The organism is Planococcus alkaliphilus (assembly GCF_057031095.1).
Genome location: NZ_CM168060.1, coordinates 2,154,006 through 2,166,358 on the forward strand (window position 1 = coordinate 2,154,006; position 12,353 = coordinate 2,166,358).

13 protein-coding genes and 1 riboswitch are annotated in these 12,353 nt (G+C 43.1%); of the genes, 2 read left to right on the forward strand and 11 right to left on the reverse strand.

What is annotated here, in order from left to right:
* Nucleotides 1-44: 44 nt before the first annotated feature.
* Nucleotides 45-296 (forward strand): ferredoxin, encoded by a 252-nt coding sequence (locus tag AC2EXB_RS11575; protein ID WP_052654464.1) that lies wholly within the window; start codon nt 45-47, stop codon nt 294-296.
* 114 nt (nt 297-410) lie between these two features.
* On the opposite strand, the gene AC2EXB_RS11580 is transcribed toward AC2EXB_RS11575, so the two are convergent.
* The 11 genes from AC2EXB_RS11580 to AC2EXB_RS11630 all read right to left on the reverse strand — a co-directional run bounded on the left by AC2EXB_RS11580 (nt 411) and on the right by AC2EXB_RS11630 (nt 11,643).
* The gene (locus AC2EXB_RS11580; RefSeq protein ID WP_483601535.1) at nt 411-992 is read right to left on the reverse strand and encodes an ECF transporter S component; all 582 of its coding nucleotides are present in this window, start codon (nt 990-992) and stop codon (nt 411-413) included.
* A 146-nt stretch (nt 993-1,138) separates the two neighbouring features.
* Nucleotides 1,139-1,272, reverse strand: a riboswitch (FMN riboswitch).
* A 90-nt stretch (nt 1,273-1,362) separates the two neighbouring features.
* Nucleotides 1,363-2,565, reverse strand: coding sequence for a hypothetical protein (locus AC2EXB_RS11585; protein ID WP_483601537.1), 1,203 nt, complete (start codon nt 2,563-2,565; stop codon nt 1,363-1,365).
* Nucleotides 2,555-3,088 (reverse strand): RNA polymerase sigma factor SigX, encoded by a 534-nt coding sequence (gene sigX / locus AC2EXB_RS11590; protein WP_483601539.1) that lies wholly within the window; start codon nt 3,086-3,088, stop codon nt 2,555-2,557. Before sigX ends, AC2EXB_RS11585 begins: the two co-directional genes overlap by 11 nt.
* Before the next feature lie 45 nt (nt 3,089-3,133).
* Entirely contained in the window at nt 3,134-4,915 is a 1,782-nt protein-coding gene (locus AC2EXB_RS11595) for an ATP-binding protein (protein WP_483601541.1), read from the reverse strand.
* Entirely contained in the window at nt 4,908-5,624 is a 717-nt protein-coding gene (locus tag AC2EXB_RS11600) for a response regulator transcription factor (protein ID WP_251474037.1), read from the reverse strand. Before AC2EXB_RS11600 ends, AC2EXB_RS11595 begins: the two co-directional genes overlap by 8 nt.
* Nucleotides 5,625-5,820: 196 nt before the next feature.
* Nucleotides 5,821-7,005, reverse strand: coding sequence for a c-type cytochrome biogenesis protein CcsB (gene ccsB / locus AC2EXB_RS11605; protein ID WP_483601543.1), 1,185 nt, complete (start codon nt 7,003-7,005; stop codon nt 5,821-5,823).
* Nucleotides 7,002-8,651: a cytochrome c biogenesis protein ResB gene (gene resB, locus AC2EXB_RS11610; protein WP_483601545.1), complete on the reverse strand. Its 1,650-nt coding sequence runs from the start codon at nt 8,649-8,651 to the stop codon at nt 7,002-7,004. Before resB ends, ccsB begins: the two co-directional genes overlap by 4 nt.
* A gap of 14 nt (nt 8,652-8,665) precedes the next feature.
* Nucleotides 8,666-9,220: a thiol-disulfide oxidoreductase ResA gene (gene resA / locus AC2EXB_RS11615; protein ID WP_483604744.1), complete on the reverse strand. Its 555-nt coding sequence runs from the start codon at nt 9,218-9,220 to the stop codon at nt 8,666-8,668.
* Nucleotides 9,221-9,305: 85 nt separating this feature from the next.
* The gene (locus AC2EXB_RS11620) at nt 9,306-10,037 is read right to left on the reverse strand and encodes a pseudouridine synthase (RefSeq protein WP_483601547.1); all 732 of its coding nucleotides are present in this window, start codon (nt 10,035-10,037) and stop codon (nt 9,306-9,308) included.
* A gap of 264 nt (nt 10,038-10,301) precedes the next feature.
* Nucleotides 10,302-10,892: an SMC-Scp complex subunit ScpB gene (gene scpB / locus AC2EXB_RS11625; protein WP_483601549.1), complete on the reverse strand. Its 591-nt coding sequence runs from the start codon at nt 10,890-10,892 to the stop codon at nt 10,302-10,304.
* On the reverse strand, nt 10,870-11,643 hold the full coding sequence (locus tag AC2EXB_RS11630) for a segregation/condensation protein A (RefSeq protein WP_483601551.1): 774 nt from the start codon (nt 11,641-11,643) through the stop codon (nt 10,870-10,872). Before AC2EXB_RS11630 ends, scpB begins: the two co-directional genes overlap by 23 nt.
* Nucleotides 11,644-11,776: 133 nt before the next feature.
* On the opposite strand from AC2EXB_RS11630, the gene AC2EXB_RS11635 reads away from it, so the two are divergent.
* Nucleotides 11,777-12,283, forward strand: a complete 507-nt coding sequence (locus tag AC2EXB_RS11635; RefSeq protein WP_235196494.1) for a DUF309 domain-containing protein — start codon at nt 11,777-11,779, stop codon at nt 12,281-12,283.
* Nucleotides 12,284-12,353 lie beyond the last annotated feature (70 nt).

Genomic DNA, 12,353 nt, shown 5'->3' on the forward strand with positions numbered 1-12,353 from the left:
AGTATAACTGAACTTGTTCGGAGATAAAGGAGAGGAAAATAATTATGGCTAAGTATACCATTGTCGATAAGGATACATGTATCGCTTGCGGCGCTTGCGGAGCTGCTGCACCTGACATTTATGACTACGACGACGAAGGAATTGCGTTCGTTATTCTAGATGATAACATGGGGACTGAGCAAGTTCCAGACGAATTGGAAGAAGACATGGAAGATGCATTCGAAGGCTGCCCAACTGACTCCATTAAAGTTGCGGATGCCCCGTTTGAAGGCAATCCATTAAAATACGAAGACTGATTATAACTACGCGCATGTAAGGCTTTTGCCTTGCATGCGTTTTTTTGCAGGAAAAAAGCAGGGAAGCCACTGACCTCGCAAGCTTCGGTCAATGGCTTCCCTGCTTTTTTAAATTTATGATTCGTAATAAAGCCGCTGTTTTTCAATCCAGGAGTACATGCTATTGAAGATCAATAAGACAACAGCAGCAAGTGCAATTCCTTTAATCAGATTGAAAGGCAGGATACCGAGCACGATTGTGCCGAATAGGGCATTGCCTGTTTCAGCCGGCATATTTAAGAAGTAAGTGTACATCGGCAAGAAAACCAAATAATTCAAGAGGCTCATACCGATAGCCATGGACAATGTTCCAGCAGTTAACCCGATGATCATTCCTTTTTTAGAAGCAATTCTGCGGTAAATCACATAAACGGGTGTAATGAACAGAATGCTGGTCGCAAAGTTTGCCAGATGGCCGACTGGCACTCCTGTCGGGCTTCCTGCAAATAGCCAGTCCAGTACGTTTTTGAAAAACGCTACTAGGATTCCGGCAACCGGCCCCATTGTGATTGCGGCGATCAAAGCCGGCACATCACTGAAATCAACTTTCAAAAATGCGGGTAATGCTGGTAATGGAAAGTTAAAAAGCATCAAAATAAATGAAATACTGCTCAACATTCCGATTACAATCATGGATTGTAATTTTTTGTTCTTCATATTCCTCTCTCCTTGTCGTGATTCACCAGAAGAAAGGCTTGGACTATGCTGCTACATAAAAAACCCCTTAAGCAAACTTCACTTAAGGGAGAAAAGGCACACTTAAAATAGCATTCCGTTTATATGTAAACGATACACGTCCGCACCTTCACCTTCTCCCATCCAGACTATACTGTCGGCTTTGGAATCTCACCAAATCCTGCGTTTTACGGCTCGCGGGCTTAAGGACTGCTGTCCAATTACCGCCGGTAGGGAATTGCACCCTGCCCCGAAGATGAATCGATATTTTGTTATGTCCTAATATTAGTAGAAAAAAGGCATAATGTAAACATAAATGCTTCACATTATGCCTTTTTATTTATTTTTTCTTTTAATTTAGCGGCCATTGAAGTTCGTTGGGCGCTTCCGGTACAGGAAGCGGCTCCTGGAAATTAAACTCCTGCCATTCGTTTTGCGCCATCCCCGCTAATTCAACCGGTTTTTCGAACGATTTCGCAGTCAACGAAAAATTCTCAATCATTTTCCGAACGGCCTGCTCATTGAAGCTACTGAAATCCAGCGGCTCAGAAAAATTGATTGTTATCGATTCATCATTTTCTACAACTTCATATTCCACATCCTGCAAAATGGAGCTTTCGAGAAAATCATTCGGTGAATTTTCAAGTGCAGCTAGCGCATCAGAAGCAGACTCATAGACCATTCCATAATCGGGTACAGAATAGACATTGCCGTCAGCAGCTGTATAAGAATAGTAGGCATGCTTTTCCGGTGCTGTTAGAATCGGCTCCATAGCTCCTACCTGATCGAATTCAGCTGGATTCCCTTGCTCATCGATTACGCGAATTTCATCCATATCTTTAAATGTTTCCTGGAGGGTTCTTGTGTAGACTTCAATGCTTGCCGAGGCCATATCGTATTGATGATCGGCCGGCAGCACGTGTTCTGCCACTCTGCCATTTTCAGAAAGCTCGCCAAGCAAAGGATGGTACTCATCAAATCCTAAAGCCTGCTCATCCAATTTGCCCGCATAGCGGTTATACATATCAATGGATGAAGGGCTCGCCTGTGAAAAATCCTGAGCAATCTGTTCGTTTGGAATTAAGAAAGACACCGGAATAACAAATGCATTTTCATTCAATCCGATCGTAAACAGCGTGTTGCCGTTCAAATCATCTTCATATATTGCCTGTGTTCCGGCAGCTTCTCCGCTTTCTTCTACACCAAAACTTTCGATCGAATTAGCTCCCTCCGAACTTTCCGCTTCCGGTATAGCCTGTTCGTTTACATTGTTTGCATCTGATGTGACCGCTTCATCTTTTGAACTTTCCGAACCGCTGGAATCAGATGCGCTATTCATGCCATTTTGGCTGATAATGGAGGCGATTAAAACGCCAACCGTGATAAATGCCAAAGCCGCGACCAAAAATGGCAGCCACCGCTTTGGTTTTTTCTTCACAGGCGATGCCTGGTTTAACCGCATATAAACTTCTTCTTTAGACCGTTCGTCTTTAATCTGCGGGAACTCCCTCAGCATACTTTCAATCTGGTCATCGTCCCATTGCTTATTCGGCATGCGCTTCTCCCCCTTCCATAGAGGATAATTTTTCACGGAGCGACTTAATGGCACGGTGTTGCGTCGTCTTTACTTTGCCTTCGGTCCAGCCGAGGACTTCCGCCGTTTCAGCGATCGATAAATCTTGGAAAAAGCGCATAATGATGACCATTTTCTGATCGCCTGTACACAAATCCAAAGTTTTATACAGCAAAATCTTATCTTCATTCAATAACGAAACTTCTTCCGGTATTTTCTCCGGGGAAACCAATTGTTGGGTTTCCCAATCGAAATGTTCCATCGAATGCTTCTGGCGCACCGCAGCTTTTCGGAAATGATCAATCGCTACATTTTTCGCAATCGAAAAAAGCCACGTTTTTTCAGAGCTTTTCCCTTCAAACAGGTCGTATGCTTTAAAGACGCGTATATAGACTTCATGCATCAAATCTTCCGACAGATGGCGGTTTTTCACTAAGTATATTAGAAATTGAAAGACATCCTGATGGTACTCATCGTAAAGCCGATGGAAAACGGAGTCATTCATATGCTCCCCCCGTTCTTAGATTAGTCGTTTTTCAATCCAGCAAGGTTACATTTTTTTCAAAGGCAATAAGAAAATGAAAGAAGTACCTTCACCCACTTTGCTCTCTGCATAAATCTTGCCTCCATGGGAGTCAATGATATTGCTGGCAATCGCTAAACCTAAGCCGGTTCCGCCTTTGCCTAATGTACGAGCCTTATCGGCTTTGTAGAACCGTTCAAAGACATATTGCAGATCTTCTTCCGGGATTCCGACGCCAGTATCATTCACCGAGATTTTGGCATAGCCCTGTTCTTGTTCGACTTTTACGACGACATCTCCGCCTTCAGAAGTGTGGCGCATCGCATTATCGATCAGATTCGTCATGACTTGTTCAATGCGGTCTTCATCAAGTTCAGCTGCCGCCCAATCGTCCATGTCCGTTTCAAAAGATAAATGGATGCCGTTTTCTTTTGCTACTTGCGAAAACTTCATCGTCATTCGTTCCACAATTCCGTTCAATTGAACCAACTCTTTATACAATCGCATATGGCCGGATTCCATCCGGGCCAAATTCAAGAGATCGGTAACCAGACGGCCCATCCGCTGAGATTCTTCGTAAATGATTTTCGTCATTTCGCGGCGATCTTCCTCGGAGGCTCCGACATCGTCGAGGATCGCTTCGCTATAGCCTTGCAGCATGGCAATCGGCGTACGCAATTCGTGCGAAACGTTGGCGATAAAATCTTCTCTCAGTTTTTCCAAGCGATGCTGTTCCGTCATATTGTGCAAGACGGCTACCGCTCCGCGAATAGATTCCCCGCTATATAACGGACTGAAAGAAACGCCATAATATGCGCCTTTGATTTCCAATTCCTCTTCAATTTCTTCTTCGAAATCGAGTACATGCTCAAGCATATGAAGCAATTCAGCTGGAAGCGGCTGTCCTTTTTCAGGGCCGTTTTTAAAAAGCCAATGCTGCAATAATTTTTCAGCAGGCGGATTGCTCAGCAAAATCGTACGGTCTTGGTTAAAGGTGATAACAGCATCTGCCATTGAGGTTAATATACTTGATAATTGTTCTTTCTCTTGTCCAATCACTTCGAGATGATGCTTTAATTGCTGCCCCATCTGGTTAAAGGCCGTCGCCAACTGGCCGATTTCATCTCGTGAAGTGGCTTGGACTTTTGTATCAAAATTCCCTTTCGCGAGTTCAAACGCACCTTCACGCATTTTGCGGAGGGGAGATGTAATTCTGGAAGATAAAAAGAATGCAAAAAAAGTTGTTAAAATAAATGCGATAAAAGCGGAAAGAAAAACAATATTCGTCGTCCGGCTTGCTGTACGGTCCATCACTTCTAACGATTGATAAATAAAGACAGTGCCATGGACTTCATCGCCCGTTTGAAGCGGACTAGCTAATACGATATAGGATTCCATCCGTTTTTCTTCAGTCAGTGATGGCAAAAGCATTTCTTTCATCACGGTTTCATCCGTTTCAAAAACTTTTTGGAAGGCTGGTTCGTTAAGGATTTTCTCCCTTGTTTCATCACCATTTTTGCCATCGTGGATAAAATAAGAGCTTTCAAAAGGCACTTCGGCAATGACCGCATTCGTTTCCGGACCTAAAATATCTTCTATAATCGTAAGCGAGATGTTCAGATTTCCATGGTCGTTAAAAATCCTGGCAATGGTGGCCGCTTCTTTGTTCAAGGTTTCTTCCACCGCTTCGCTGTGGTAATTCCCCAAAAACTCGAGCAACAGAACCGTTACAATAAACAGGACAAATGAAACGAGAAGCAGTATGGTGATCCACAGCTTCCCGACGACACTATTCCATATTCTATTCATTGTTTACCTCGAATTTATAGCCGACGCCCCAAACCGTTACAATCATTTTCGCTGCGGATTCAGAGACCCGGTTCAATTTTTCTCTTAACCGTTTTACATGGGTATCCACTGTGCGTAAATCACCGAAGAAATCATAATGCCAAACTTCTTTCAGCAAATGTTCGCGGTCAAATACTTTGTCCGGTGATTTTGCCAGGAAATAAAGCAATTCATATTCTTTCGGCGTCAGATTCACTTCCACATTATCTGCCGTGACACGGTGCGCATCATGGTCAATCGTTAAATGAGGGAAGACAACCAGATCTTTCGAGACAGATGAATTCGCCACCGGAGAATAAGCAGAAGAGCGGCGCAGAATCGCTTTCACCCGCAGTACAACTTCACGAGGGCTGAAAGGTTTGACTATGTAATCATCTGCACCCGATTCAAAACCTTCCACACGATTAGCCTCTTCCCCTTTTGCCGTCAGCATGATAATCGGGGTCATTTTTTTCTCGCGCAATTCCGTACTCACTTCAATGCCGTCTTTTTCCGGCATCATCAAATCAAGCAAGATGCAATGGTAATCTTTTTCGAAAGCCATTTCCAGCGCTTGCACGCCGTTTTCAGCTTCTTCTACAATATAGCCTTCACGCTCTAAATACATTTTCAACAATCTTCGGATTCTTTCTTCGTCATCTACCACCAAAATCGTAATTTCTTCTGACATTGTAACCCCTCCAACTTTTGTCTCTTAGTTTTCATTGTACCGTCAACATTTGTAAAAATAAATAAAAAGCCTTTTCCAAGGCGGAAAAGGCTTTTTATTGTAAGGTTGCTGAGTATTCCAAGCGTTTCGCTTTTCGTTGTCCAGACTAAAGCAGCCAGGTTCTTGGGTCGTAAGCGTTTATTACCGCTTTTCATTGTTATGCGTAAGAATGCAAACCTGCAATAATCAAGTTTACCGCTACTAAGTTGAACATGATGATGGCAAAACCGACCACACCAAGCCATGCTGATTTTTCTCCATGCCAACCTTTTCCAAGGCGGAGGTGAAGATAAGCTGCATAGAATAACCAAGTAACGAGTGCCCATACTTCTTTCGGATCCCAGCCCCAGAAGCGGGACCAAGCAATTTGCGCCCAAATCATAGCAAAGATCAATGCGCCTAACGAGAAGAGAGGGAAACCGATAATTACGGCCCGGTACCCGATTTCATCCATTAATTGCAAGTTGACATTTTTAACAAATGGTTTGAAGATCGCGGCAATTCTTTTCCGTGCGATCAATCGAATCAACCAATAAAGGATGGTTCCGACAATCAAGGACCATGTAACAGTCGTTAATTTACCGGCATTGACCACTGCAGGAGTTTCCATCAGCGGCGTCATCTTGTCTTCAGACAGCTGCTCATATTCATTCATTCCAAAAATGGCAGGCATGTGATACGTAATTTCAGCAGCTGTCCCTTCTTTATCAACATAAGTGAAATCGGATTGATAGCCTGTTAATGTGAAATACGAACTTGCTACAACAAAGCCGACAACAAGGACCAATGAATACATAATGGCTTCCAACCAAAATCGCTGTTTGGATTTTTTGTTCAGATCAACCACTTTTAACAAGTAAATCAATCCGGCAGCGGCGCTGATTGCCAGCACCCCTTCGGCAAGAACTACTGTGCTGACATGGATTGCTAACCAGTTAGACTGGAGCGCCGGAATCAACGGGCTGACTTCACTCGGGAACATGCTTGCGAATGCGATGATCAATAATGCGACAGGCAATACAACCATCCCCACAACCGGTGTTTTATACAATGCGTAGATGACAATGAACCCGGCTACAAGCGTCATGCCGAATGCTGTTGTAAATTCGAACATATTGCTTAGTGGCGCATGCCCTGTAGCGCCCCATCGGGTAAAGAAATAGCCTAGGTTGGCGATAAAGCCCGCGATGGTGATGATGAATGCGATTTTGCCCCATCGGCCTTCGGATTGAAATGAACCTTCTTTGTTTCCTTTTACTGCTCCCCCAAATACAATTGCCGCAATTAAATAAGCAAAAAATGCGACATATAAAAGGTTTGCGCTTAAATCAGTTAAACTCATGACTGTTCCTCACTTTCCAATTTCTCTGCTTTCTCGATTTCCTCCTGCTGGTCTACATATGCAGGAAGCGATGCATATTCCGTCACTTGGTCAAGATCTTTCTTCAAGCCGAACCAGTTTTTATTGGTATGGCCTGCTAACAGGATCTCCCCATCCGCTTTTTGCTGAATCCAGAAACGGCGGTGGTTAAAGTACATCCCTTGCGCAACCCCGATCATAAAGATCAATCCACCTAAACCGAGAATTGGCAAAGTGCGGTCTTTACGGATGGTCAATCCGGAGACATCACGAGTTTCCGCTGCTTGGAAAGCAAGTTTATATTGGTTTTCCCCAAAAGGTTCTACTGTATTTTTGATCGTGATAAAACTGGTTTCTCCATCAGGTGTTTCAGGTGTTTTCATTTCTACTAAAAATCCTGGATTGTTTGGCAACGGCGTTGCAGTTTGGGGTTCTCCGTTTTCAAAGCCCGAAAAATCCGGATAATAACCCAATAAATTCACGGTAGCGCCATTTTCAAACTCATATGTTTTCTCAGGGTTGATCAAATCGATTGTCAATTCCCCTAGTGATTCTTCTGTCTCTTTATTGGTTAACTGAAATTTCATGGCTTTTAGCTCATCTAAACGGAAATCCATTTGATAAATTGCATAGCCATCAAATTTTAACGGTTCGTTAACGCGGATAGATGATTCTTTTACTTTTTCTAAATCCGTTGCACCTGGCAAACTATCTTCAGGCTTTTGATAAAGAACAATGTCCGTTTGATAGTTTTTCGCTACTGAACCGACACGGTCAATTGCTTCATTAAAGACCGCTTCGTCGTCTTCACCGGTATATGTCTCCAATTCAAAGCCTTTGCTTTCCAAGGCATAACCCGGGGCTTCCGGAATGGCTCTCGTCTCTCCTTCACGCAGCCAAAGACTTTCATCCACATAAAAGCCCGGCATCATCCGCAGCATGACCCCGAAAAGGAAAATGATTAATCCGATATGATTGACATAAGGGCCCCATCTAGAAAACCGGCCTTTTTCAGCCAATAAACCATTTTTATCTGTCGTAACCTTGTATTTAAGTTCTTTCAGCTTCGCTTCAGCTTTTTGCAAACTGTCGTCAGCTCCAGGGCCGTCAGCGAAAATCCGCTGTTTGTTCATGAAACTGATGTGCCGCAGCACACGCTGATTTTTCAATGAACGGTAAAGTGGAACAAAACGGTCCAGACTCGCAACAATCAATGAAATTGCCAGTAAACCGACTAAAAGGATGAACCAGAAAGAACTATACATGTCATGGAATCCGAGAAAGTGATAAACTCGCCCGACGCTTCCGTAGACATCAGCGTAATAAGCTTTGATTTCTGCAGCTGTTGTTGCTGGAATATAAGCTTTTTGAGGCAAAATGGTTCCGATTGCCGCCGCAACAAGCAAGAGAACAATTAAACTGACTCCTACTTTAACACTGGAAAAGAAATTCCAGATTTTATCAATTATGGACTTATTGTAAGTTTGCGATCTTCTGGCAGTTCCTTCATATCGCATATCCACAAGCTTGCTTTTCTGTTCTTTTTCAGTCAACGAGCGTCCGCACACTTCACACAATACTGTTCCGGGCGGATTTAGATGACCGCATTGACATTGCATTTTCTCCATCCCAAAAAAACTCCTTATTCAGGTTTGATTTCTTCCATAAAACCTTTGATATCCTCTTCCGTCATTTCACCTGTGACGATCCGTTCAATTTCACCTTCTGGATTGATAAGCACCGTTGTCGGCAACGGCCGGATATTATAAGCGGTCATGACACTTTTGGTTTTATCGATCACAATCGGAAATGATAAGCCATATTGATCTGAAAAAGACTGTACCTCAAAATCGGACTGTGCTATATTCACAGCCAACACTTGGACACCTTGGTCTTTAAAGACATCAAACTGTCTATCCATCGCCGGCATTTCTTTGGCGCACGGTTTGCACCAAGTTCCCCAGAAGTTCAAGAATATCCCTTGCCCTTTATAGTCGGACAATTTATGGGCATTCCCTTCCAGGTCCGCTAATGCGAAATCAGGCGCTTTATCCCCAACTTCCAGTACGGTCACGTCGTCTGCTGTGGCACTATTGTATATGGTGTAACCAATCGCAGCGATTAAAACAAGCAAAATAGCCGATCGCATGATGAGCCTATTTTGCTTCTTCTTGTTTTTCTTTTCGTTCAATTTTATTCCTCCTTCGAGGTTTAGAATGCAAATCCAATTATAGCAAAGTTTCTTACTTGTAATGGATGGAGTTTTGAATGGTTTGTGAACGTTAGTGGCGCTTGCCAGTCTCTGACATCACACGCAACAGCTTTACTTCATGAGCAGACAGTTCTCTTGATTCACCTGCATTTAAACCTTTTAAAGTCAAAAATGCAAATTGTTCACGGCTCAATTTTTGGACAGGGAAACCAATCGCATCGAACATTCTTCTCACTTGGCGGTTCCGTCCTTCGTGTATGGTAATTTGAACAATCGCTTTGCCCGTCTTCTTATCACCTGATAATAATTTCACTTTCGCTGGAGCCGTCATACCGTCTTCGAGTTTGATGCCGCGCTCTAATTTCTGCAAATCCTCTTTTGTCGGAATCCCTTTCAAGCGCGCTACATATGTTTTGTCGATTTCAAATTTAGGATGCGTTAGAATGTTGGCAAATTCGCCGTCATTCGTCATAAGCAACAGTCCAGAAGTGTCATAATCCAGACGCCCCACCGGATAAATCCGTTTATCGATATCATCAAAGAAATCCGTCACTACTTTGCGGTTCTTATCATCGCTTACTGCTGAAATCACACCGCGTGGTTTGTACAGCAGATAATAGACTTTTTGCTCTTTTTCCAATTGAACGCCTTCTACTTCAATAGTGTCTGATTGGGAAACTTTTGTACCCAATTCTTTTACCACTTTTCCGTTAACCCGTACTTTGCCATCTAAAATCAATTGCTCCGACTTCCGTCTTGAAGCAACGCCTGCATGCGCAAGCATTTTCTGTAATCTCTCCATAAGTTCACCTCATTGATATATTTTGAAAAGTGGAAGCGCCTGCTTTCGCACACTCTTGTTCCCGTAGTCTCACTCGGAATTATGTCACATTTCGAAGAAAAGAGAAAGTGCTCAGCATTGCGGCCAATTGGAAAACAAGCTTGTTTGGCACCTAAAGAATTCGATGCGAGGAGTTGAAAGCCATTCCATCGAAAGAAAACCATAATTGCCGCTTTTTTTGAACGAACAAAAAATGGCGGCCGATTCTCGGCCGCCTCACACCCATTATGCTTTTACTTCTTCTTTGAAAGCCTCTTGAAACCGTGTCATAAACAGATCTGTTTCTTCGTCTTGGCTTTCATTTGCCTCTTCCGGCAATGCCGGCAATTCGCTTATGTCTTTCAAGCCGAAATAATTCAGAAATTCTTTGGTGGTGCCGTAAAGAATCGCTCTGCCTGCGCCTTCAGCGCGGCCCACTTCTTGAATCAATCCTTTAGCTGCCAATGTATGGAGCGGCTTTTCGCTTTTTACTCCGCGCAAATCTTCCACTTCCAACCGTGTTAATGGCTGTTTGTAAGCAACAATCGCCAATACCTCTAATGATGCTTGGGATAGCGCTTGGCTTGTCGGATTTTCGACCAGTTTCTGGATCGTTTCTGCTACTTCCGGTTTGGTTACGAGCTGATAAACCCCAGCCAATTCTTTCAGCATGATTCCTGAATCGCCTTCGCTATATTTATGTGTCAATTCCTTGACACTTTCTTGAATTTCATTTTCTTCAGCCTCTGTCAAAAATTGAAGCTGCTTCTTGGTCAAGCCGTCATCACCTGTCACAAACAACAATGCTTCTATTTTACTCGAAAGAGTCGTCATCATAATCCCACGTCTCCTTTTTTAATTCCACCATTAAATCGGTGAAATTCTTTTCTTGTTCCACTTTTACCACTTGCCGTTTCATCAATTCCAAAATAGAGAGAAACGATACTACCAAAACCGTTTTATCATCAGAAGAAAATAGATCTGCAAAGTTAGTCCGGCCATTTGCTATCTTCAGACGATTGACAATCGAACCCATTTGATCTTTAATAGATACTTCTTGGCGTGTAACCCGGGCTGACAGCGGCGCTTTAAGCTGCTTACGCCGAAGCATTTTTTGGAATGCACCAAGCATGTCGTAGGCATTCACTTCCAGATCTACATTCTCTGTAGTTGGGTTTGCTTGAAGTTCGTTTAAGTCCATCGGCGCTTTTGTATAAATGGCCGATCGATTCGCTTCCAGCTCTTTTAACTTTATGGAAGCTTCTTTGAATCTGCGGTATTCGATCAATCTGGAAACCAGCTCATCCCGCGGGTCTTGCTCGTCGAATTCGTAGTCGATCTCTTCTATATCCCCTTCATGTACCGGCAGCAGCATTTTGCTTTTGATTGCCAGCAAGGTAGCGGCCATTACTAAGTACTCACTCGCCTCATTCAATTCAAGGACTTGAAGTGCGCGAATGTGTTCCATGTACTGAGAAGTGATCTCAGAAACTGGAATATCGTAAATATCGATTTCCAAACGGTGTATTAAATGCAATAATAAATCAAGAGGACCTTCAAAAGCCTCTACTTTTACTTCATAAGACATGATTGACCACCTGACTGTTGATTTCAGTAATATTGAATAAATAGATTGCCTACGGCTAGCGCCTAATCCATATAAATGAAGTTGCATTTCGATTCAATCAACTTCATTATATTATAGTAGAAAGGGGATTAAAATGCACCCACTCCACCATACACTTTTTATTGAATTTATCATTCATTTTAATTATGAAGAAGATTATTTCGAATGCCATGAAGTAGGGGAAGAGTATTGGAAAGCAGTAGCTCCGAAAGATAAAACGCACCCCTTGACCGGCTGGATCCAATTAGCGGTCGGCATGTACCATTGGAGAAGAAGCAATTATCCAGGGGCATTGCGCTCTTTTATCCGCTCCAGAGTAAAGCTTACAAACGCTGGAGTCTGGACTGAGGGATTCGACGAACAGCAATTGATTGATTGCCTGACGCATGCGATTGATGCCGTGACAGAACGGAAACCTTTTGCTCCATTCAAGGTGGCCATTACATCAAAAGAGCTTGAAAATGCAGTGTCAGCGTATCGGCAACAGCATCCAAATGCTGCTCAAGACCCTTATTATCTTATGCATAAACATCGCCTGCGCGACCGCTCCTCCATCATCAACCTTCGCGAACAACGCAAGCGCAGAAACTTAGAACTATAATGATTCTAATATAGTCAGCTGGTAAATCTTTTTCACTAGAAAATGCACGCGCTATTTCAGCAGTGCTTTT

Bases quoted from the DNA above. Each gene is read 5' to 3' on its own strand.
- AC2EXB_RS11575 (WP_052654464.1), top strand. From the start codon at position 45: ATGGCTAAGTATACCATTGTCGATAAGGATACATGTATCGCTTGCGGC.
- AC2EXB_RS11580 (WP_483601535.1), bottom strand. From the start codon at position 992: ATGAAGAACAAAAAATTACAATCCATGATTGTAATCGGAATGTTGAGC.
- AC2EXB_RS11585 (WP_483601537.1), bottom strand. From the start codon at position 2,565: ATGCCGAATAAGCAATGGGACGATGACCAGATTGAAAGTATGCTGAGG.
- sigX (WP_483601539.1), bottom strand. From the start codon at position 3,088: ATGAATGACTCCGTTTTCCATCGGCTTTACGATGAGTACCATCAGGAT.
- AC2EXB_RS11595 (WP_483601541.1), bottom strand. From the start codon at position 4,915: ATGAATAGAATATGGAATAGTGTCGTCGGGAAGCTGTGGATCACCATA.
- AC2EXB_RS11600 (WP_251474037.1), bottom strand. From the start codon at position 5,624: ATGTCAGAAGAAATTACGATTTTGGTGGTAGATGACGAAGAAAGAATC.
- ccsB (WP_483601543.1), bottom strand. From the start codon at position 7,005: ATGAGTTTAACTGATTTAAGCGCAAACCTTTTATATGTCGCATTTTTT.
- resB (WP_483601545.1), bottom strand. From the start codon at position 8,651: ATGGAGAAAATGCAATGTCAATGCGGTCATCTAAATCCGCCCGGAACA.
- AC2EXB_RS11620 (WP_483601547.1), bottom strand. From the start codon at position 10,037: ATGGAGAGATTACAGAAAATGCTTGCGCATGCAGGCGTTGCTTCAAGA.
- scpB (WP_483601549.1), bottom strand. From the start codon at position 10,892: ATGATGACGACTCTTTCGAGTAAAATAGAAGCATTGTTGTTTGTGACA.
- AC2EXB_RS11630 (WP_483601551.1), bottom strand. From the start codon at position 11,643: ATGTCTTATGAAGTAAAAGTAGAGGCTTTTGAAGGTCCTCTTGATTTA.
- AC2EXB_RS11635 (WP_235196494.1), top strand. From the start codon at position 11,777: ATGCACCCACTCCACCATACACTTTTTATTGAATTTATCATTCATTTT.